The organism is Mesorhizobium sp. M00.F.Ca.ET.216.01.1.1, assembly GCF_004010325.2.
GTDB lineage: Bacteria > Pseudomonadota > Alphaproteobacteria > Rhizobiales > Rhizobiaceae > Mesorhizobium.
Map to the genome: position 1 here is coordinate 27,378 of NZ_SADR02000022.1, position 20,928 is coordinate 48,305.

At 61.5% G+C, this 20,928-nt stretch carries 22 protein-coding genes and 1 pseudogene; 11 read left to right on the plus strand and 12 right to left on the minus strand.

Translation table 11 applies throughout. The features are described 5' to 3' along the window. Positions 1-2 precede the first annotated feature (2 nt). The 7 genes from EN859_RS25190 to EN859_RS25220 all read right to left on the minus strand — a co-directional run bounded on the left by EN859_RS25190 (position 3) and on the right by EN859_RS25220 (position 4,334). The gene (locus tag EN859_RS25190; protein WP_127855347.1) at positions 3-899 is read right to left on the minus strand and encodes a glutamine amidotransferase family protein; all 897 of its coding nucleotides are present in this window, start codon (positions 897-899) and stop codon (positions 3-5) included. Between the two features lie 82 nt (positions 900-981). Further along, on the minus strand, positions 982-1,311 hold the full coding sequence (locus EN859_RS25195) for a hypothetical protein (protein WP_127855346.1): 330 nt from the start codon (positions 1,309-1,311) through the stop codon (positions 982-984). Beyond that, positions 1,308-1,988 carry a hypothetical protein gene (locus EN859_RS25200; protein WP_189502229.1) on the minus strand — a complete coding sequence of 227 codons (681 nt, stop codon included), beginning with the start codon at positions 1,986-1,988 and terminating at the stop codon, positions 1,308-1,310. Before EN859_RS25200 ends, EN859_RS25195 begins: the two co-directional genes overlap by 4 nt. 61 nt (positions 1,989-2,049) lie before the next feature. Continuing rightward, on the minus strand, positions 2,050-3,444 hold the full coding sequence (locus EN859_RS25205; RefSeq protein ID WP_127855345.1) for an amino acid permease: 1,395 nt from the start codon (positions 3,442-3,444) through the stop codon (positions 2,050-2,052). 14 nt (positions 3,445-3,458) lie between these two features. Further along, a complete protein-coding gene (locus EN859_RS25210; protein ID WP_127855344.1) occupies positions 3,459-3,620 on the minus strand; it encodes a hypothetical protein in 162 nt (53 codons plus the stop codon). A 36-nt stretch (positions 3,621-3,656) separates the two neighbouring features. After that, positions 3,657-4,034 (minus strand): hypothetical protein, encoded by a 378-nt coding sequence (locus EN859_RS25215; RefSeq protein ID WP_127855343.1) that lies wholly within the window; start codon positions 4,032-4,034, stop codon positions 3,657-3,659. 12 nt (positions 4,035-4,046) lie between these two features. Continuing rightward, positions 4,047-4,334, minus strand: a complete 288-nt coding sequence (locus tag EN859_RS25220; protein WP_127855342.1) for a hypothetical protein — start codon at positions 4,332-4,334, stop codon at positions 4,047-4,049. A 282-nt stretch (positions 4,335-4,616) separates the two neighbouring features. Between EN859_RS25220 and EN859_RS25225 the strand changes: the two genes are divergently transcribed. Genes EN859_RS25225 through EN859_RS25240 form a run of 4 tightly spaced genes read left to right on the plus strand, consistent with a single transcriptional unit; the run spans position 4,617 to position 8,373 of the window. Beyond that, positions 4,617-5,750, plus strand: coding sequence for an aminomethyltransferase family protein (locus EN859_RS25225; RefSeq protein WP_127855341.1), 1,134 nt, complete (start codon positions 4,617-4,619; stop codon positions 5,748-5,750). Positions 5,751-5,764: 14 nt separating this feature from the next. Beyond that, entirely contained in the window at positions 5,765-6,361 is a 597-nt protein-coding gene (locus tag EN859_RS25230; RefSeq protein ID WP_127855340.1) for a dimethylamine monooxygenase subunit DmmA family protein, read from the plus strand. Next, on the plus strand, positions 6,358-7,323 hold the full coding sequence (locus EN859_RS25235; protein WP_127855339.1) for a PDR/VanB family oxidoreductase: 966 nt from the start codon (positions 6,358-6,360) through the stop codon (positions 7,321-7,323). Before EN859_RS25230 ends, EN859_RS25235 begins: the two co-directional genes overlap by 4 nt. Before the next feature lie 9 nt (positions 7,324-7,332). Continuing rightward, on the plus strand, positions 7,333-8,373 hold the full coding sequence (locus EN859_RS25240) for a DUF3445 domain-containing protein (RefSeq protein WP_127855338.1): 1,041 nt from the start codon (positions 7,333-7,335) through the stop codon (positions 8,371-8,373). A gap of 170 nt (positions 8,374-8,543) precedes the next feature. On the opposite strand, the gene EN859_RS25245 is transcribed toward EN859_RS25240, so the two are convergent. Further along, positions 8,544-9,266 (minus strand): XRE family transcriptional regulator, encoded by a 723-nt coding sequence (locus tag EN859_RS25245; protein WP_127855337.1) that lies wholly within the window; start codon positions 9,264-9,266, stop codon positions 8,544-8,546. Between the two features lie 266 nt (positions 9,267-9,532). Between EN859_RS25245 and EN859_RS25250 the strand changes: the two genes are divergently transcribed. From EN859_RS25250 to EN859_RS40315, 4 genes and pseudogenes are all read left to right on the plus strand, one after another. Then, positions 9,533-10,891, plus strand: coding sequence for an NAD(P)/FAD-dependent oxidoreductase (locus EN859_RS25250; RefSeq protein WP_127855336.1), 1,359 nt, complete (start codon positions 9,533-9,535; stop codon positions 10,889-10,891). A gap of 529 nt (positions 10,892-11,420) precedes the next feature. Further along, a complete protein-coding gene (locus EN859_RS39600; RefSeq protein ID WP_245525701.1) occupies positions 11,421-11,807 on the plus strand; it encodes a hypothetical protein in 387 nt (128 codons plus the stop codon). 156 nt (positions 11,808-11,963) lie between these two features. Next, positions 11,964-12,785 (plus strand): class I SAM-dependent methyltransferase, encoded by an 822-nt coding sequence (locus EN859_RS25260; RefSeq protein ID WP_127855334.1) that lies wholly within the window; start codon positions 11,964-11,966, stop codon positions 12,783-12,785. A gap of 8 nt (positions 12,786-12,793) precedes the next feature. Beyond that, a pseudogene (locus tag EN859_RS40315) lies at positions 12,794-12,952 on the plus strand (NAD(P)/FAD-dependent oxidoreductase); the annotation flags it as partial. Positions 12,953-13,001: 49 nt separating this feature from the next. On the opposite strand, the gene EN859_RS25270 reads toward EN859_RS40315, so the two are convergent. After that, positions 13,002-14,003: an NADP-dependent oxidoreductase gene (locus EN859_RS25270; protein WP_127855333.1), complete on the minus strand. Its 1,002-nt coding sequence runs from the start codon at positions 14,001-14,003 to the stop codon at positions 13,002-13,004. A gap of 142 nt (positions 14,004-14,145) precedes the next feature. On the opposite strand from EN859_RS25270, the gene EN859_RS25275 reads away from it, so the two are divergent. Both EN859_RS25275 and EN859_RS25280 read left to right on the plus strand, forming a co-directional pair. Then, the gene (locus EN859_RS25275; protein ID WP_127855332.1) at positions 14,146-14,748 is read left to right on the plus strand and encodes a TetR/AcrR family transcriptional regulator; all 603 of its coding nucleotides are present in this window, start codon (positions 14,146-14,148) and stop codon (positions 14,746-14,748) included. Further along, positions 14,745-15,611 carry an alpha/beta hydrolase gene (locus EN859_RS25280; RefSeq protein ID WP_127855331.1) on the plus strand — a complete coding sequence of 289 codons (867 nt, stop codon included), beginning with the start codon at positions 14,745-14,747 and terminating at the stop codon, positions 15,609-15,611. The genes EN859_RS25275 and EN859_RS25280 overlap by 4 nt, the downstream gene beginning before the upstream one ends. A 77-nt stretch (positions 15,612-15,688) precedes the next feature. Here EN859_RS25280 and EN859_RS25285 read toward each other — a convergent pair whose 3' ends face one another. The 3 genes from EN859_RS25285 to EN859_RS25295 form a co-directional block, all read right to left on the minus strand. Beyond that, positions 15,689-17,671, minus strand: a complete 1,983-nt coding sequence (locus EN859_RS25285; protein WP_127855330.1) for an ABC transporter permease subunit — start codon at positions 17,669-17,671, stop codon at positions 15,689-15,691. Beyond that, positions 17,668-18,747: a glycine betaine/L-proline ABC transporter ATP-binding protein gene (locus tag EN859_RS25290; protein ID WP_127855329.1), complete on the minus strand. Its 1,080-nt coding sequence runs from the start codon at positions 18,745-18,747 to the stop codon at positions 17,668-17,670. Before EN859_RS25290 ends, EN859_RS25285 begins: the two co-directional genes overlap by 4 nt. 75 nt (positions 18,748-18,822) lie before the next feature. Then, positions 18,823-19,797 (minus strand): ABC transporter substrate-binding protein, encoded by a 975-nt coding sequence (locus tag EN859_RS25295; protein WP_127855328.1) that lies wholly within the window; start codon positions 19,795-19,797, stop codon positions 18,823-18,825. Positions 19,798-20,294: 497 nt separating this feature from the next. On the opposite strand from EN859_RS25295, the gene EN859_RS25300 reads away from it, so the two are divergent. After that, the gene (locus EN859_RS25300; protein ID WP_127855327.1) at positions 20,295-20,909 is read left to right on the plus strand and encodes a C39 family peptidase; all 615 of its coding nucleotides are present in this window, start codon (positions 20,295-20,297) and stop codon (positions 20,907-20,909) included. Positions 20,910-20,928: the final 19 nt, after the last annotated feature.

Genomic DNA, 20,928 nt, shown 5'->3' on the forward strand with positions numbered 1-20,928 from the left:
GCTCAATGCTCCCAGAAATAAACGGTCGCAGGTTCGGGTTCCCAGACCCTCGCGCTGTCTATGCCGGGCAGCTTGGTGAGCGCGCGATACTCGGAGCCGAAGGCGACATACTGCTCGGTCTCGGCCATGACGGCGGGCTTGCAGGCGATCGGATCGCGCACCACGCCGAAGCCGTTCTTGGTGCCGACGACGAAGGTGAAGAAGCCGTCGAGGTCGCTCAGCGTGCCTTCCAGCGCTTCGCCGAGATTCTTGCCGTGCGCCATCTTCGAGGACAGATAGGCGGCGGCGACCTCGGTGTCGTTCTCGGTCTCGAACTTCATGCCTTCGCGGATCAGCTCGCGGCGGACGTTGTTGTGGTTGGAGAGCGAGCCATTGTGCACCAGGCACTGGTCGGCGCCGGTCGAGAACGGGTGCGCGCCCATCGTCGTCACCGCCGATTCCGTCGCCATGCGGGTATGGCCGATGCCGTGCGTGCCGGTCATGCTGCGGACATCGAAACGGTCGACGACCGCTTCCGGCAGGCCGACTTCCTTGTAGATTTCGACAACCTCGCCGGCGCCCATGATGCGGATGTCGGGGCGCAGCGCCTGGATCGTCTCGCGCGCCTCGTCGATCTTGTCGTGGGTGGTCCTGACCACAGCGTGCGTCGATTTCGCCGCGATGCTCACCGGCGCTCCGATAGCCTTGGCAAGTTCGGTGTCGAGCCCCCGAAAGTCGCGTTCCGGCTTTGCCGACTGGATGGTGATCTTGGCCTCGTGGCCGGACGGGGCGCCATAGATGGCGATGCCGGCGCTGTCCGGACCGCGATCGCTGAGCGAGATCAGCATTTCCGACAGCATCGAACCCAACCGGGGCTCAAGCGACTTGTCCTTCAAAAACAGTCCGACGATTCCGCACATGTCAGGCTCCCGAGGTTTGTTCCCTCTGATGTATCGAATGAGTCGACAAAATTCAATTGGTATGAAAAAAATTTTCCTGTGGTTATATGTCTGCTTGTGCGTCGCCACCCGCCCTATCGTTGTCCCGACCGGCGTTGTGAATCCATTTGGCATGGCGAATGCGGGCGATCCTGTAGGCATCCAGGATCGACAAGGCATAGATCAGAAAGCCGCCGGCATGGCGGCCGACGAAGCTGGCATCGGGCGGTGCGACCTTGGCCGTCACCCAAGCCAGGATCACCATGAAGAAAAGGAACTGCAGGCCGCGCACAGGCACGCCCAGGATGACATGTCCGCTTGCCGGCAAAACGATCGCGGCGCCGAGGACGAGATACGGATTTGACGGTGCGGGCGAGGGGGTAGAACTGGTCATGCGGCCTGACGTTCGCCCCGGCTGATGGCATCGCGAAGCGCCGATGCGAACGCCAGCAACCTTTCGATCAGCACGGGGTCGAGCCTGACGCCGCCGAATTCGGCTTGCCGGAACACGCCATAGCGCGCCCGCTCCGCCTCCGCCAGCAGCCAGACGACGCGCACGCCGTTCGGCGTGATCAGCAATTCCTTGGCACGCCCCTCGGTAAAGATATCGAGGTGATTTGCGATAACGTCCTGCGGAAACAGCACACCTTTCCGGTCTGTCCGCAGCACCGCCTCAGCCGGAATTCCCGGCGCTTTCGGCAGCGTATGGTCGAGATGATCGAAGTTGGAAAAGGTCGTCGGCGAGCCCGGCCGCATCATCATGTCGAACGTGCCAGGAACCGCCACCTTTTCGGTGATCGACACGGACACCCATCGAGCCGGAAGTTTTCTCGTCGCCAGCGTGTCGACGATCGTGCGCACCTGTACGCGCCTGCCGTTCCACGAACCGGCCCAGGTGACCACGCCGGCGGCGCCGTCCGAGATGTTTGCCGCGTCTGTGATGACGGCGCGGACGCTGGCCTCGTCGGCGGCAAGCGCCACCGTAGCCCTGCTGCGGTTGGCGCGCGCAAGCCAGGCGAGGTGAAGGACGAGAGCCAGGGCGACGGCCCCGGCGAGCAATGCCGATGTCACTTAACGCACCTCGTCACGCCAACGCCCGCCCGCAAACCGGGCGGGCTCTCCCCTCTCTCGTTCAATACCCCTGCGGTTTCGGCCACGGCATGGTGAACTGATCGCCGCGGCGCACGAATTTGTAGCGGTAGAAATGAAACCACAGTGAGATCAGGAAGTAGAAAGCGACCATGGCGATCAGCTGCGAGCCGAAGCCGAGGAAGATCGCAAAGAAGGTGACCACGCACAGGCAAAACAGCACGATGGCCGGCAGCGGGTGGAACGGATGCGTGTAGCCACGTTGGATGCTGCCCAGCGGCCACTTCTTCCGGAACATCATGATGTTGATGCTCATGAAGGTGTATTGCAGCACGCCCGACAGGATGGAGAAGGTAATCGCCTGGTTGAGATCGGCGATGAAGGCAAAGGCGAGCGCGATCGGCAGCAGGAACAGGATCGAGCGGTAGGGCGTACGGTATCTCGGATGCACCGCCGAGAACCAGCTCGGCAGGTAGCGGTCGCGGCCGAGCGAGAACCAGGCGCGCGCGGCGTCGTTGATGCAGCCGTTGGCGGATGCAAGCGCGGCAAGCAGCGTCGCGATGAACAGGAGGTTCTCAAGCAACGGGCTGCCGGTCAGCTTGGCCGCATCCCAGAGCGGGTAGTAGGTGATGCCGAGATATTCCCACGGCATCAGCGAGGCGCAGACATACCAGGTCATGGCGGCGGCGATCAAAAGCGTGATCATGCCGGCCATGGTGCCGTAGGGCAGCGAGCGGGCCGGCGAGCGCACTTCCTCGGCCGCCTGCGTGGTGCCCTCGATGCCGAGATAGTACCAGATGCCGAACTGGAAAGCGGCGATGACGCCGATCCAGCCATAGGGCAGGGCGTTGCCGGGGGTCACCAGTTCGTTGAGTTTCAGCACCGCGCCTTGCGTCCACGGGCTGACCGAGAAGAACAGGATGACGATGGAGACATAGGCGACCGCGGTGATGACGAAGTTGACGTTGAGCGTCATCAGCACGCCGCGGTAATTCAGCCACGCCAGCACGACGATCGTCGCAGCAATGAAGGCGTTGTGGTTGAGCCCTTCGACGGCGGCCTTGGCGACGATCGTGTCACCGAGCAAAATAGCGTCCGACACTTCGAGCATTGTGTATGCAAAGACCAGGAACAGCGCGACATTGAACGCCATCAGCGGCCCGACAATGTGCTTTGCCTGTGCGTACTGGCCGCCGGCGGCGGCGACCGTCGAGGTGACCTCGGAATCGATCATGGCGACCGAGGTGTAGAGCAGCCCGACGATCCAGCAGACGATCAGCGCCGCCAGCGCGCCACCCTTGTCGGCCGCGAAATTCCAGCCGGTGAATTCGCCGACCAGAACGATGCCGACGCCCAGTGCCCAGACATGGGCCGGGCCGAGCACTCTGAGCAGCGAAACCCTGTCGCCGTGTATTGCCGGTTCAAGCGTGATCGTCATTGTTCAATCCCCACTCAGATCCGGTGTTTTTCGGACACGGCTTCAAGTTCGCCTTCCCGCGACGAGGTCAGGACCTCTTCGGAAAAGGTCGTGTCGATCTTGAACCAGTCGTAGAGCATCCACAGCGCGAGCACGATCGAGATGCCCCACGATGCATAAGAGAGTGCGGTCCACATGACGATGCTTCCCCGATTTTGTTCGTCGTCGAACTTCTATTTGTCGTCGAACTTTTCGTTGATGACGTCTCGATATTCGCGGTCTGATGCGCGGAACAGGAAGACGAAGTAGCCGATCAGAACCGCGGCCATGATGATCAGCGTCGGCCAGTCGATGACGTAGTGGAACCGGTTCTGGATGATGTCGTGCGCGGTCTCCGGCGTGTAGCCCAGCTTTTCCCAGATTGACGCCATGGTCGGGTTCTGGCCGAGCGCTTCCCATGTCGTGGCGTCGAGCGCGTCGATAGATTTTGCCGCGCCCGCCAGGCCCATCTTGAGCGGCAGCCACAAGGCGACGAAAATAGCGACCACGACGACAGCGATATCGAAGATCTGCCCGGCCTTGCTTTGCTTCGGCGGTGTGTAGCGCGACATGTTTTCTACCCCTCAGGACTTGCGGTTGCGGAACGCGTCGGCGTGCTTGATGTCGAGACCGTAGATGAACTCCTTGTCTTCCCTATAGTGATTGACCATCGCCAGGATGGCGGCCGTGTTGAAGATCAGCACGGCCGCGGCGGCGACCGCGACAACGAGCTTGATCCCGGCGTCAGGTATGTATGGCCAGGTCATCACCAGGACGAACAGGATCGTCGCCCACAGGCAGACGATCAGGAGCACGGATCCACGCACGTCGGAACGGTACAGCGCTTCAATGCGCTGGTGCAGGTCGGACATCGGTTTTCCCCTTTTTCCAACGTCTGGTCCCGAATTGGCCGGCCGTTGCGCTCTTTCAAGAGAGTGAAATTTTTTTCATAAGTTCTGTCTGAATTCTGGAATTGTCAAGCCAATTTTGCGATCGGCTAACTGTTTGTTTCATGCACGGATTTTGCCTGACAATGAAATTATTTGCTTGCGGGTATTGCGGGGCTCCTGCGTTTGCGGTCAATATTCGGTCAATGCTCCGGCCTCCGCGCACAGGAGCGGGGAACAGCTGGTATCACAACGGAGGACGAGCGGATGACGGCATCCTGGAGATTTTCGACCTTGGCCGACCGCCACCGCGCGCTCGGCTCGAAACTCGAAGACTGGAGCGGGATGGGCACCGCCTGGACCTACGACAAGGATGCCGACGAGGAGTATATCGCCATCCGCACCAAGGCAGGGCTGATGGACGTGTCGGGCCTGAAGAAGGTCCACATCACCGGGCCGCACGCCTCGCACCTGATCGACCTGGCGACGACGCGCGACGTGGAAAAGATCTATCCCGGCAAGTCGGCCTATGCCTGCATGCTGAACGAGGCCGGCAAATTCACCGACGACTGTATTCTCTACCGTACCGGCCCGAATTCCTGGATGGTCGTGCACGGTTCGGGCACCGGCCATGAGGAGCTGCAACGCGCCGCCATGGGCCGCGATGTCTCGCTGCGTTTCGACGACAATCTGCACGACCTTTCGCTGCAAGGGCCGACCGCAGTCGACTATCTGGCAAAGCATGTGCCCGGTATTCGCGACCTCAACTACTTCCATCACATGCAGACGCAGCTGTTCGGTTTTCCGGTGATGATCTCGCGCACCGGCTACACCGGCGAGCGCGGCTATGAGATCTTCTGCCGCGGCCAGGATGCCGGCACGATCTGGGACAGGATCCTCGACGAGGGCAAGAGCGCCGGCATCATCCCGTGCCGCTTCACCACGCTCGACATGCTGCGCGTCGAAAGCTACCTGTTGTTCTACCCCTACGACAATTCGCAGAAATATCCGTTCGAGAACGAGGGTCCCGGCGATACGCTGTGGGAGCTCGGCCTCGACTTCACTGTCAGCCCCGGCAAGACAGGCTTTCGCGGCGCCGAGGAGCACTACCGTCTCAAGGGCAAGGAACGCTTCAAGATCTTCGGCGTGCTGCTCGAAGGCAAGGAGCCGGCCGACGAGGGGGCGCCGGTCTATCGTGACGGCAAAAAGGTCGGCGTGGTGACCTGCGCCATGTATTCGCCGCTGGTCAGGAAATCGATGGGCATCGCCCGCCTCGACGTCGAATGTGCCGTCCAGGGCACTAGGCTCGAAATCCGCAACAAGAGCGGCGCCATCAGCGCGACGGCTGAGCCGCTTCCGTTCGACGATCCGAAGAAGACCAAGCGCACGGCGAAAGGCTGAGGCATACTGAGACAATGGCAGCGAAAAGCATCATCAGCCGGCCGGTCTACGGAACCTTGTCTCCGCAGCCCGGCAAGCATCATCTTTTCGTGGCGGATGCAGAAGGAGCGCTGGCGATAACGGACCTGGCCGCGAAGGCGCCAGCGGGTTTTTTCGGCGATGTCCATATCATCTTCATCCCCGGCCATGACGGCAAACATGTCGCTGCGCTCGAAGCGCTGAAGCCGGCGCAGTTCTATCAGGGGCATTCCTTTGCCAGCGCCCTGCCGCGGCTGAAGCAGACGCTGGCCAACGCGCATATGGGCCTGCGGCTCTATCTCGCCGGCACCGAAGGGCTGATCGGCCAGGCCATGCAGGCGGCGCTCGAAGCCGGCATCGACCACACCTCGATCCAGACCGAGCATCGCGGCTCGCTGGCGCGCCGCATGCAATGCGTCCACTGCAAGGGCATCACCGAGAACGTGATAACGCAGCCGGCGACCTGTTCGCATTGCGGCCTGCTGCTGCTGGTGCGTGATCACTATTCCAGGCGCCTCGCTGCCTTCCAGGGCGTCTGCATCAATGCCGAGGATCGCAGCGAAATTCCTCCGATGGAGGAGATTTTCCGATGAGCACCGGCACCACCAAGCTCGATGTCGTGGTCAGCGATGTCGTCCCGATCAACGATCTGGTCACCCGCTTTCATTTCCGCCGGCGTGACGGCGCGCTGCTGCCGACATTTTCCGGCGGCGCCCATGTCGTCGTCGAAATGCGCGACGGCCAGCGGACCCGGCTCAATCCCTATTCGTTGATGGGCTCGCCGCTCGACACGCGCGAATACACGATCTCGGTGCGGCGCGACGATGCCGGCCGCGGCGGCTCGCTGTTCATGCACAGGAATGTCAGGCCCGGCATGGAGATGGTGATCAGCTACCCGGTCAACCTGTTCTCGCTCGACCTGCGCGCCAGGAAGCACCTGATGCTGGCGGGCGGCATCGGCATCACGCCGTTCATGGCGCAGACCGCGCAACTGGCGGCCGGAGGCGGCAATTTCGAGCTGCACTACACCTGCCGCACCGCGTCGCTCGGCACCTATGCCGATGTGCTGAGAGAGCGCTACGACCGCCGGGTCAGGCTCTATCACGACGACCGCGACGAGCGCATCGAGCTCGACCGTCTGCTGTCGTCGCAGCCGCTCGGCACGCATCTCTATGTCTGCGGCCCGTCTGGCATGATCGGCTGGGTGTGCGACCGTGCCGCTGCCTTGGGCTGGCCGGCGGAAACCGTGCATTTCGAGCATTTCGCGGCACCGCAGCCCGGCGCGCCGTTCGATGTGATGCTGGTTGTCAGCGGCAAGACGATCCGCGTCGACGAGCAGCAGAGCCTGCTCGAGGCGATCGAGGCTGCCGGCGTCGATCCGCCCTATCTCTGCCGCGGCGGCGTCTGTGGCCAGTGCGAAACCAACGTCATCTCGCATGACGGCAAATTCATCCACAACGACCATTGGCTGAGCGAGGAAGAGCATCGTTCATGCAGGAAGATCATGCCCTGCGTGTCGCGCTTCGAGGGCAGGTCGCTGGTGCTGGAAAGATAGGAGGCGAGCTTGGGCATAACCTTTCGCAAGGAAACGTTCCGCGACGACTTTACCTTCCGCAACAGCCCGGAGCATATCAGGCGGTTTCCGTTTCCGTTCCACGAAGACAGCTACATGTATGCGGTCAACATCGAGCCGCATGTCGTCGGGCCGAAGGGCAGCGTGCTGGAGAACCTGATTGATGTCGACGAGCACTATGTCGCCGAGATGCAGGACCGCGCCCTGGTGCTTGCCGAGGATCCGCTGCGCTGCCAATCGCTGCCGCACATGACGCTGGCCGGCTGGGACCTGCTCGAACTGCTGATGGAACAGCAGGCGCTAGGCTATCCCGAGCACTTCACGCTGACGCGCGACGGCGACAGATGGCGCTGGATCAACCGGCCGCTCGGCATCGACGACAGCTTCACCTTCGGCGACGTGTCGACGCTGCCCTACGGGCCGATGGAATACATCACGCGGCAGAGCCAGGGCGATTTCTGCATTCTCGACCAGCGCGACGGCAATCTGTGGATGGATGCCGGCATGGTCACCACCCAGGCCGACTGGTCGCTCGATTTCGACATCGGCATGAACTTCTTCGAATGGCACGCGCCCGTGCCCTTGGCGCATGAGAAGGGGATTTTCACACGGGCGCTGAAGTTCCTTACCAACATCCAGCAGGGCAAACCGGCGCGGCGCCTGAACTGGACCATGACCGTCAATCCGCGCCTCGACACCAGTCCGGAAAATTATCACAAATGGGGTCCGGACCGGGCGACGGTGACGCCCGAGAACGTCGGCGAGAAGGTGCACCTGCGCGTCGAGTTGCAGAGCTTCTGGCGGCTGCCGCGTTCGAACGGCATCGTCTTTCCGATCCGCTGTTACCTGATCAAGATGGACGAACTGGTGACGCAGCCGAAATGGGCCCGGCGTCTGCACCGCGTCATCCGCGACCTTCCGGACGAACTCGCCAACTACAAGGGCCTGACGCGCTACCGCCCGACCTTGGTCGAGTGGCTGTCGAAGTTGGATGATGGCAGCCCGACATCGCCAGGCTTCGGACCGGACTGAGCGCTCCATCCTTTTGCAGTTCGCGCTGCCCCTCACCCTTACCCTCTCCCCATGAAGAACGGGGAGAGGGGGATCGCCAGCGTTGCCGCCAGTTCCCTTCTCCCTCGTTCTTCACGGAGAGAAGGTGCCGGCAGGCGGATGAGGGGCCGCGCCGACGTTCGGAAGCTTTCTCAACTCGTGCTGCTTTGCGGATAGCAGATGATCGAGAGGTAGCGCATCGGCAGCTGCGTCAGCTGTTCCGGCCCGTGCGGCGCATCGGCATCGAAGAACAGGCTGTCGCCCGGCTTCATCGGATAGAGATTGCTGCCATGCCGGTAAACCACCTCGCCTTCGAGCATGTAGAGGAACTCCATGCCCTCATGCTGGAAGGTCGGGAACACATCGGAATCCTCGGTCAGCGTGATCAGATACGGTTCGACGACGACGCCGCTGGTGTTGGAGCCGATATGGCCGAGCAGATTGTACTGGTGGCCGGCGCGCGTGCCGCGGCGCTCGACGTCGAGCCCTTCGCCGGCCTTGACGAAGACGGCGCTGCGCTCTTCCTCGAAACGGCGGAAGAAGGCGGTGACCGGAACGCCGAGCGCGCGCGACAACGCCTGCAGCGTCGTCAGCGATGGCGAGGTGATGCCGTTCTCGATCTTCGACAGCATGCCGAGCGAAATGTCGGTGGCAGCCGCAAGATCGGCGACGGTGATGCCGAGCTTCTTGCGGAACGCCCGCACCTCGCGGCCGATCGCCACCTCCAGCACCTTTTCGCGCGTATCGCGAATGGCATGCGGGTCTTGGGTCAGCGGCGTGCGGATCGTCCGGCCGTTCGGACCAATGCCTTTCGGCGATGGCCTGGTCTTGACTGCGACAGGACCAGGCTTGGGATCGGAAGTCTTTTTCGTCATGTCGCCTTCCCCGGAGAATCTGCGGATTATTTCACTCTAGGTGAACATATTCGTTGCCGGTACAAGAGCGCAACTGCTGCAACAAGCCCTGTGGTGAATTGGTCCGCTTTCTGCGAAGCCTGTCCCTTCCGACCGCTTTTCGTAGAAAGTTGCCTCCGCGCAACGCTGTATCGGTGCAAGGCCAGTTGACAGCACCGAAGGGCCAATTACTGTCACTCTCAGTGAAATTTGTTTCGCTGGGGAAATCAAAAAAGAGGAGGCCCGCAATGAAAAGTCGTGTTGCCGTCATCGGAGCCGGACCATCCGGCATGGCCCAGCTTCGAGCCTTCAAGTCGGCGGCCGACAAGGGCGCGGACATCCCGGAGGTCGTCTGCTTCGAGAAGCAGTCCGACTGGGGCGGCCTATGGAACTACACCTGGCGCACCGGCCTCGACGAGCACGGCGATCCGGTGCATGGCTCGATGTATCGTTACCTCTGGTCGAATGGCCCAAAGGAATGCTTGGAATTCGCCGACTACACATTCGAGGAGCATTTCGGCCGCCCGATCGGCTCCTACCCCCCGCGCGCCGTCTTGTGGGACTACATCAAGGGCCGCGTCGAAAAATCCGATGTTCGCAAATGGGTGCGCTTCAACAGCCCAGTGCGCATGGTCACGTTTTCGGACGCGACGAAGAAGTTCACCGTCACCGCGCATGACCGCACCAACGACGTCACCTATTCGGAAGAGTTCGACAACGTCGTCGTTGCTTCGGGGCATTTTTCGGTGCCCAACGTCCCCTATTTCGAGGGCTTTGCCACCTTCAACGGCCGCATCCTGCACAGCCACGATTTCCGCGACGCCATGGAGTTCAAGGGCAAGGACATATTGATCATCGGCCGCTCCTATTCGGCCGAGGACATTGGCTCGCAATGCTACAAATACGGCGCCAAATCGATCACCTCCAGTTATCGCTCGAAGCCGATGGGCTTCAAATGGCCGGCGAATTGGAAGGAAGTGCCGCTGCTGCAGAAGGTCGTCGGCAAGACCGCGCATTTCAAGGACGGCAGCATCAAGGATGTCGACGCCATCATCCTGTGCACTGGCTATCTGCATTCCTTCCCGTTCCTCACCGATGATCTCAAGCTCAAGACCGCAAACCGTATGTGGCCGGACGGGCTCTATGAAGGCGTCATCTGGGAGAAGAACCCGCAGCTTTCCTATATCGGCATGCAGGATCAGTTCTACACCTTCAACATGTTCGACGCGCAGGCCTGGTTCGCGCGCGACGTCATCATGGGCCGCATCAAACTGCCCTCGGACGAGGCGATGGCGGCGCATGGAAAAAGATGGCGGGAGCGCGAGGAAACGCTGGAAGACGCCGAGCAGATGATCTGGTTCCAGGGCGACTACACCAAGGAATTGATGGAGCAGACCGATTATCCGGGCTTCGATGTCGAGGCCGTCAACCGGACCTTCATGGAATGGGAGCACCACAAGGTGGAAGACATCATGAGCTTCCGCGACCATGCCTATCGCTCGCTGATGACCGGCACCATGGCGCCGTTGCACCATACGCCGTGGCTGCAGGCGCTGGACGATTCGATGGAAAGCTATCTCGAGGTGAAGGGAGTGGCGGCGGAGTAGATCGTGATCCCGGACCGAAGGATCGCGTCAGCGAAAACGGGCTTAGGGTCAAAACCCAATTGTTCTGAGCGACCTCGTCCAGGCCATTCTCGGACATTTGGCGCCGAGGGCCGGGACGACGCAAGTTAACCCAAAACCGCCACATCCCGATGATCGGGAATGACCGCAGTGGGTGGAAATTTGCCGTACAGCGTCGCTGTCGGAACGACGTTATCACGCCGGTTTCCTGTCCTTCCAGGCGCTTCTCCGAAGCGGACCTTCGCTGTGCGACCGCAGTCGACCCGTTTGGGACATTCTCCGGTACGAGGTTTGGATCGCACGCGACCAGCCGGAGCGAGTAGCCCCGTGCGAGCGCTGCCCGCTTGAGGCCGCCGGACCGACCTCAGGCCCCGGGAGGTAGCTGCTGCTGCGCTCTCGGTGGGCGGAGTCCCTCGATCAGCGCGCTAAGGGCGTCGCGCCAGAGCCGCTCCTCCTGGCCGCCAGGAAGCAGCCCGCGCAACTCGATGGCCGCAAGTCCCTCGCAGAGGGCATGAAACTGGCAGGCCGCCTCGTCAATGGTCCGGCCACCAAGGAGGTGATGCTCCTGAAGGCGTTGGAACCGCGAGTGGAGCCGGAGCCAGGCATTTTCGGCCTCGGCACGGAACTCCTGCACCAGATGAGCCGGCACGTCACGATGCTGGAGGCCAATCTTGAACAGCGCCGGATGGTCGACGACGAGGGTCCGGAATACCCGAACGCCCGCCTCCGCGAGGTCCGTGGCCGGGTCATCGCTGCTGGGAAGTTTGTCCATCGCATGAGCGAGCAAATCGAAGGCCCGTCTGCCGAGCGCGACGATGAGGCCTTCCTTCGACTCGAAGACCGCGTACACAGCTCGGGTGCTCGTGCCGGCCCGATCGGCAATGCGCCGGACCGATAGCCCGGCCATGCCGTCATTCTCGACGATTTGCTCCGCTGCGTCGAGAAGAGCTTCGCCTGTCGCAGAATCGTGTTCTCTCGGTCGTCCCATCTTGACAGAGTATCGCAACAGTCGTAACGTAACAAGCGTTTCGTTATTGCGGATGGGAGGAGCAACATGCAATCCTCGGCGCCGGATTGGGGTCTCGGCCGGTACGAGACCATTGCCGCCCAGTTATTGCCTGCGGCAAAAATTGTGGTCGAAGCAGCCGGACTTCGCGCCGGCGAACGTGTCTTGGACGTCGGTTGCGGTACCGGGAACGCAGCGCTTCTGGCGGCCGAGTACGCGACGGAAGTCATCGGCGTCGATCCTGCTCCTCGCCTCATCCAAGTCGCGGCCGACCGAGCCGCTCTTCAGGGCAAGCAGATGACTTTCCATCTCGGCGAGGCGGCGTCGCTGCCGCTCGCTGACGCGAGCGTTGATGTCATCCTGTCGGTGTTTGGCATCATCTTCGCCTCTGATGCCGAGGCGGTCGCAGCTGAGATTGATCGCGTCTTGGCACCGACCGGACGCATCGCGCTGAGCGCTTGGGTCCCCAGCGGAACTCTGTTCAAAATAAGCTCGGCTGCAGCCGACGCCGTCAGACTGGCCTTCGGGGCACCTCCACAACCGAAGCCGTTCGATTGGCACGACCCCGGCGAGCTCACCCGGCTGTTGCAGCCATACGGGTTCACTCTGTCGCTCGATGAATATGAGTTAGCTTTCACCGCCGCTTCAGTGCAAGAGTTCCTGGACCAGCAGGCGAAAGACCATCCTTTGGCCGTCGCAGGGCTAGGAATCCTCGCTAAACTCGGACAGGCGGAACGCGTGCGTAACGAACTGCTGGCGATCCTTGAGAGTGGTAACGAGGACCCGCAAGGATTCCGGTCGACGAGTCGATACGTCGTCGCCACCGCCGGCCGTGGGTTCACTTCTGTCGCTGGCAATAGCCTCGCTTGACCCGCCGGGAGCACCACAAGGTGGAGGACATCATGAGCTTCCGCGACCATGCATATCGTTCGCTGATGACCGGTACGATGGCGCCGTTGCACAATACGCCCTGGCTGCAGGCAATGGACGATTCGATGGAATCCTACCTGGAGGTGAAGGGAGTGGCGGCGGAGTAGATCATGATCCCCGCCAGACGCGCACGTCGTCGCCTGAAGGATTGCAAAGCTATTTGACCTTGATGACAACCTTGCCCTTGGCGCGGCCCTGCTCAATGTAGGCCAAGGCCTCATTGGTCAGCTCGAACGGGAAGACGCGATCTACGACCGGGCGGATGACGCCCGACTCGATGAGAGACGTGATCTTGGTCAACTGCTCCCCATTGGCGGCCATGAACAGGAACGAATATTGGACACCTGCGCGTTTGGCCCGGCTCCTGATGCCGGCGCTCAAAAGGCGCATGACCAAGTTCAGCACCACGCTCAGACCCTTCTCCCGGGCAAAACCAGGATCGGGCGGACCGGAGATCGAAACGGCGACGCCACCTGGCTTCAACACACGCAGGGACTTTTCGAGGGTCCTCTTGTCCTGGCTGTTCAGGACGACGTCGTAGCCCGAAAGGACTTTCTCGAAGTCATCCTTCTTGTAGTCGATGAGGACATCGGCGCCCAGATTCCTGACCATGTCCATGTTCGATGCGCTTGTTGTCGTGGCGACCGTCGCGCCGAGGTGCTTTGCCAACTGAATGGCGAATGTCCCCACTCCGCCGGAGCCGGCCTGAATGAAAACCTTCTGTCCTTTCTTCAGGTTCGCCCTTTCGACCAGCGCCTGCCAGGCTGTCAGACCCACCAGAGGAATGGACGCAGCCTCTTCCATGCTGAGGTTCTTCGGTTTTAGCGCCACGTCCGCATCATTTATGGCGATATATTCAGCGAAAGTCCCGACCCGACCATCGCGTGGTCGCGCGTAGACCTCGTCGCCCGGCTTGAACTGTCGGACTTTCGAGCCGACGCGAATGACCGTTCCGGCCACGTCATGGCCCGCAACGAAGGGCGGGCGATAGGGCAGTATGGGTTTGAACTCTCCGTCTCTGATCTTGAAGTCCAGCAGATTGACGGTGGCGGCATGGATCTGCACCAGCACGTCATTCTCCCGTACTTCCGGCTCCGTAACTTCTCCAAACCGGAGAGGAGCGTTCTTTGCGTATCGATCGACGATGAAGGCCTTCATTGTAGCTTTCCCAAATTTGAGGAGACCCAGGGCGCCCGGGTCGGGGTTGCGATCAGACCAGTACGTCGACCCGGCCGCTATTGCATTACGCTCGTTTAATGATATTATGATGATAATGCAATAGCAAATCGAAGGAGAGACCATGCGCTACGAGAAGGGCAGGAAGGACGCGTCGCGGCAGCGGATCATGGATGTGGCGGCCGAAAGGTTTCGCTCCGACGGCATTGCTGCATCAGGTCTCGCCGGCATCATGGGCGAGGCGGGGCTGACCAACGGAGCTTTCTATCCCCACTTTCCGTCCAAGGCGGCGCTTGTGCGTGAGAGCGTCGCGGCCGCCCTGGAGGTCCAGGCGGACCAGATCGAGGAGGTATTGGCCGCCGGTGGCCTGTCAATGGCCATCGATTTGTATCTGTCGGCGGAACATCGAGACAATCCAGGCAAAGGTTGCGCTTCAGCCGCGCTGTTGCCCGAAATTGCGCGTGAGCCGGCCGAGACACGCCAAGTCTATGCCGAACACTTCCTCAAACTCGTACGCCAGGTGGCGGCCGAAGTTACGCCCGACGCCCGCGACCCCGAGGGTGTCGCGTTGGGCGTCTTCGCGACCCTGATCGGCACGCTTGAGCTGTCCCGCGCGGTGGACGGAACCGAACTATCCGATCGTATTCTCAAGGCCGGCGCGGTGGCAGCGAAGGCGCTGCTCCAGCCCCGCGAGAACGACAAGCCAGCAGAAAGGCAACCATCATGAACGTCCATCAGCTATCGCGACCTGCCGCGATCACCAAACACAGGGACGTACCGACGAAAACGGTCGATGTCGGCGGTATGAAATTCGCCTACCGGGAGCTCGGGCCCAAAACCGGGGTGCCGGTGATCTTTCTCACCCATCTGAGTGCGGTTCTCGACAATTGGGATCCCCGAGTCGTCGATGGCATCGCCGCAAAACGGCATGTTATTACCTTCGACAACCGTGGTGTTGGTGCATCAGAGGGTTCCACTCCCAATACGGTGGAGGCAATGGCCCGCGACGCGGTCGCCTTCATCCGTGCCTTCGGTTTCGAGCAGGTCGATCTGCTCGGCCTATCGCTCGGCGGCTTCATCGCCCAAGCGATTGTTCAGCTGGAGCCTAATCTGGTTCGGAAGATCATCCTCGCGGGTACCGGCCCAGCCGGGGGTACCGGCATCGACAGGGTGACGTTCGTCACCATCTTCGACATGATCCGCGCCGCGCTAACTTTCAAGGACCCAAAGAACTACCTCTTCTTCACCCAAACCCCCCACGGCAAGAAAGCGGCGAGCGAGTTTCTGCAGCGATTGAAGGAACGGACCAATGACCGCGACAAGCCCATTACGCTCGGTTCCTTCAGCCAGCAGCTCAAGGCAGTCCGTGCTTTTGGCCGGGAGCGCCCTGCCGACCTATCGCGTATCCGGCACCCGGTCCTCATTGTGAATGGCGATCACGACAGAATGGTGCCCACCAGCAATTCCGTCGACATAGCATGGCGCTTTCCCAATGCCGAGCTGGTCCTGTACGAGGACGGCGGGCATACGGCCATTTTCCAGTATCACGACGCCTTCGTGAAAAAGGCTCTGGACTTCCTCGAGGCCTAGCGGCAGCCCGCTTGGTCCGATCCATTGGGTGACGACTAGCTGTCGTCTGCAAATGCAACGTCGAAGGTTCGCAATGGCTACCCCAGCCTTGCCCGTGCCTTCGCCGTCCAGGCGTTGAACAGCCGGTCGGCGACGATGCCGATGAAGGCGATGGCCAGCCCGGCGACAATGCCGCGCCCAGAATCGGCTTTGGACAGCGCGATGAACACCTCCTGGCCGAGATCGCGGGTGCCGATCATGGCGCAGATGATGATCATCGCCAGCGCCATCAGGATCGTCTGGTTGACGCCCAGCATGATCTCAGGCAACGCCAGCGGCAGCTGCACGCGCAGGAACGTCTGGCGCTTCGTGCAGCCTGACACTTTTGCCGCCTCGATCAGCGCTGGCGGCACCTGCCTGATGCCGTGATTGGTGTAGCGGATGGCCGGTACCACGGCAAAGGCGACGGTGGCGATCATCGCCGTAACGTCGCCGACCCGAAACAGCATCACCACCGGAATGATGAAGCAGAACGACGGCAGCACCTGCAGCGTGTCGATGACCGGCGTGACGATCTTCTCGAAGCGGTCGCTGCGTGACGCCATCAGCCCGATCGGGATGCCGATCAGGCAGGCGATGAAGGCTGAGATGCCGCACAGATAGACGGTCGCCATGGTCTTCTCCCACAGGCCGGTCACCGCGCAGAAGGCGGTCAGCACGGCAACCAGGGTCGCCAGGCGAAAGCCGCCGAGCTGGTAGCCGGCAAGGCCGAGCAGGAATACCGCACCGAGCCACGGAAACCCCTCGCAGAAGGCGCGCACCGGGTTGAGCACATTGAGGATCAGCGCCACGCGGAAGGCTTCGATCGTGTCGAAGAAGTTGATCGTGACCCAGCTCACCGCTGCCTTCCACAGCGGCGCGGTGGTCAAGGTGATCGCCTTCGGCACCGCCGCGAAGGCCGGCACGAACAGGCCAAGCAGCGTGGTCACGGCGAGGATGACAATGGCCAGCGTCAGATTGGGGTAGCGCCGCCAGAAACTGGGGCTGACCTCGCGGTGGACATGGCCCTTCGCGTGGTTGTGCGCAATTGCCTGGCTCAGCCGGTCGAGCGCGATGGCCAGCGCCACGATGGCGAGACCTGCTTCCATCGCCTCGCCAACCTTCAGTGCCCTGAGCGCCAAAAGCACGTCGTAGCCAAGGCCGCCGGCGCCGATCATCGAGGCGATAATGACCATATTGAGCGCCAGCATGATGACCTGGTTGACGCCGACCATCAGTGTCGGGCGCGCCGAGGGCAGCAGCACCCGCCACAGTTTTTGCCGCGCCGTGCAGCCGGCCATTTCGCTGAAGTCGTCGATCTCGGACGGCACGCGCGACAGTCCCAGCATCGTTGCCCGCACCATCGGCGGCGTGGCGAAGATGGCCGTCGCGATCATCGCCGACACCGGGCTGTTGCCGAACAACAGCAGCATCGGGATCAGATAGGCAAAGGTCGGTATCGTCTGCATCAGGTCGAGGGCAGGGGAGACAATGAGCCTCTCCACCCATGGCTTGCGCCATGCCCAGATGCCGGCGAACAGGCCGGTGACGATGCAAAACGGCACGGCAATGGAGATCAAAGCGAGCGTCAGCATAGCGCTGGTCCACTGGCCGAAAAGCGCGATGTAGGCAAAGCAGCCGCCGACCAGCACACCGAGCTTCCAGCCGCCGGCGGCGCGCCCGGCCAGGAAGGCTGCAGCGCAGATACCGACCCATGACAGGCGCGGCAAAACGACGGTATCGGCGCCATGGCCGATCTTGAAATTCTTGGCCAGCAGATTGAGCGCGAAATCGAGCGGCACACCGAGCACCGCGGTGATCGACCGGGTCAGCCAGGACAGGTTCGACTTCACCCAGCCCATCAGCGCACTTACCCAGTCCGCAACAGGAACGACCGCACTGGCCGGATAGTTGACCGCCCAGGGCGCGCTATCCTGCAGCAGGAACACCACAAGCACGGCGGCGAGCGCGCAGGCCCAGACCGCCAGCCAGGCCTGAACCGGCCGCGACCTCGCTTCGCTGGCGCTTGCCGTCACCGTCATATGGCGGCTCCGGGGCGCTCAATGCCGGCCAGGAGATCGATCACCGCTTGCGGTGTCACCTCGCCGATCGGCTTGCCGGTGCCGTTGACCACCGCGAACGGCTTGCCGGCGGAGACGATATCAGCCGAAAAACTGGCGATCTTGGCATCCGGCGCCACCGTGCCACCATGCTCGGCGCCATCGCAGGCGCGCATCAGGCTTTTCGCTGAGATCACCTTGGCACGGTCGACGTCGCGGGTGAATTCGGCGACGTAGTCGGTCGCCGGGTTGACGACCAATTCCTCCGGCGTGCCGGTCTGGATGACCTCGCCGTCCTTCATGATGACGATGCGGTCGGCCAGGCGGATGGCTTCGTCGAAATCATGGGTGATGAAGACGATGGTCTTGTGCAGCATAGTCTGCAGCCGCATCAGCTCGTCTTGCATCTCGCGGCGGATCAGCGGATCGAGCGCCGAGAACGGCTCGTCGAGAAACCAGATCTCCGGCTTAGTGGCGAGGCTGCGGGCGATGCCGACCCGCTGCTGCTGGCCACCGGAAAGTTCGCGCGGATAGAAATGTTCGCGGCCGTTCAAACCCACGAGCTCGATGACTTCGCGGGCCCGTGCTTCGCGCGTCGGCCGGTCCTGTCCCTGGATGCCGAGCGGAAAGGCGATGTTCTCCAGCACGTTGAGATGCGGCAGCAAGGCAAAATTCTGGAACACCATACCCATGCGGTGGCGCCGCAATTCGATCAACGCTGCATCAGAGATTTTGAGCAGATCCTTGCCCTCGAACTCGACCTTGCCGTGGGTCGGCTCGACCAGCCGCGACATGCAGCGCACCAGCGTCGACTTGCCGGAGCCGGACAGGCCCATGATGATGAAGATCTCACCCTGACGGATTTCGAGGTCGACGGCGCGCACCGCGCCGACCAACCCGGCCGCTGCGACTTCCGCCATGCTGGCCTTGCCGTCGCGTTGGCGGATGAAATTGGCCGCGTTCCCCCCGAACAGCTTCCAGACGTTGCGGCAGGCAAGCTTTATTGGGCGGGCATCCTTGCCCGCCGCTTGCAAGCTTTGTTCAGTCACTTCGCTCATGCGATCGTCCTTCTGGAATATCGGATGGAGACCCGGTCGCGAAGGCCCGGATCTTTTGGTTTCCAGTCGGAACGATCACTCCGCCCAGGCTTTCCAGTCGGCCTCGTGGGCGGCGATCCAGGCGGCAGCGACGTCTTCCGGCGTCTTGCCGCCGAGATCGATGTCGCCGCTCATCTTGTTGAGCTCGTCGGTGTCGACCGTGTAGTTTTTCGCCACCTTGTAGGCGACCGGCCATTTGTCCTTCATGCCGGCCCAGGAATATTTCCAGATCTCGCCATGCGGCTTGCCACAGTCATATTTCGCGTCGGGGTTAACGCCCCATTTCGGGTCGCTGTAGCACTCGGGCGTGTATTCGGGGAATTGCACCCATTCGCCCTTGTATTTGGCCGGCGCCCAGTGCGGCGAATAGATCCACAGCATGATCGGTGCCTTGCGCTGATAGGCCGACTCCAGTTCAGCAAACATCGCCGCATCGGTGCCGGCATGGATGACGGTAAAGGGTAGTTTCAGCGCCGCGGCACGCTCGTCGTCAAAGCCTTCCCATGTCACCGGGCCGCCGAGATAGCGGCCGTTCGGCGCCGTTTCGGCCGTTGAGAACGCTTCGGCGCATTTAGGGTCTTTCAGCGCTTCCCAGTTCGGCAGGCCGGGGCATTTCTCTTTCATGTATTCGGGAAACCACCACTCTTCCTTGGCCTTGGGGCCGAGCTTGCCGAGGCGTTCGGTCTGCCCGGTTGCATCGGAGGCCTTCATGGCTTCGCCGGCCGTCGTGTCCCAGAACTCCAGGGCGACATCGAGGTCGCCATTGGTAAGGCCGGTGGTCAGGCTGGAAAGATAATCGGCGGTCGGGTATTCGACCGTGTATCCGAGCTTTTCGAGAATACCGCCCAGGATCTTGGCGTTCAGATTGACGCTGGTCCAATCGAATAGCGCGATTTTGATCGGGTCGTTGGATTCTGGCGCCGCCGCATAGGCCGAAGGCGTCAGTGCGCTTGCCGCGGCAAGCGTGAAGGCTCCCATTGATAATGTCGAAATCACACTCCGAAGTGACATGCTTGTTCTCCTGTCAAGCTTGTGTGGAAGTTATCGTTCGTTCCCTTTTTACGTCTTTTTTTGATTGTGTTGGAAAAGCTGGTCGTTGCGCAAGGCCGTTGGCACCAAATTGCTGTAGGCGCTGATGCCGGCGCAGAAGGGGGATGGTGCCCAGTTTGATGAAGATGTCGTGCGGGGCCGCGTCATGACTGCCGGGGGTTGCTGCCAAAGCAGTCATCCGCGGATCGATCGCCGGCAAGCCAGCCAGTCGCCGAAGCCATTTTCATGGGATGAAATTATATATACCAACGTTCATGTCGCGCAACGAATAACGCCGCCCGTTTCGCGCGAATTCGATCGGCGTTTTTTGCGGCAGGGGTGAAGTGCTCCTTAACGGATAACTTTCCAGATTGCGAGCTATGACGTGCTGAGTACGGCTGCGCGACGTAACGGTTCGAAAAAAGCCAAGGTTGCCGGCCATCTCGTATACGAGCCAGGAAGGACGGGATATCGATACGATGCAGCAGACCAAAGTGCCTTATTTCAGCCAATGGGAAACACCGGAGATGACGCTGCCGGTGATTACCGAAGGGCCTTCGGCACTGATGCACGATCCGCTCTGGCGGCATTCGGGCGCCGAGACGATCGAGGAATATGTACGCTGGGCAGCGAACGTGTGCGGCATGGCCTGCCTGAAGATGATCCTTGCTGCACGCGGTGAAATCCATCCGACACTCGAACTTGCCCGCGCCTGCACGGCCTATGGCGGCTATGTCGTCAACGAGATCGACGCCTCGATCAAGGGGTTGATCTATGCGCCCTTCGTAAAGTTCGTCTCCGAATGTTTCGGGCTAAGTGCGGAGACAATGACAAACGTCGATACGGCCGCCATTCCCGAACTTCTTTCGAAGCGGCAGTTTTTCATCGCCTCGGTGCATCACGCAGTCCGCTGGCCGGAGCGCGAGCCGCCGTCGAAGGGTGGGCATCTGGTGCTGGTGACGGCAGCCTCTCCAGAGACGGCCCGCTTCCACAATCCGTCCGGCCACGACCAGGCGAGCCAGGCGGACGTGACGCTACCACTTGCCACCTTCGATCGTTTCTTCGCCAACCGCGGCATTGCCGTCGGCTTCTGACCCTTTCAACACCAGATCA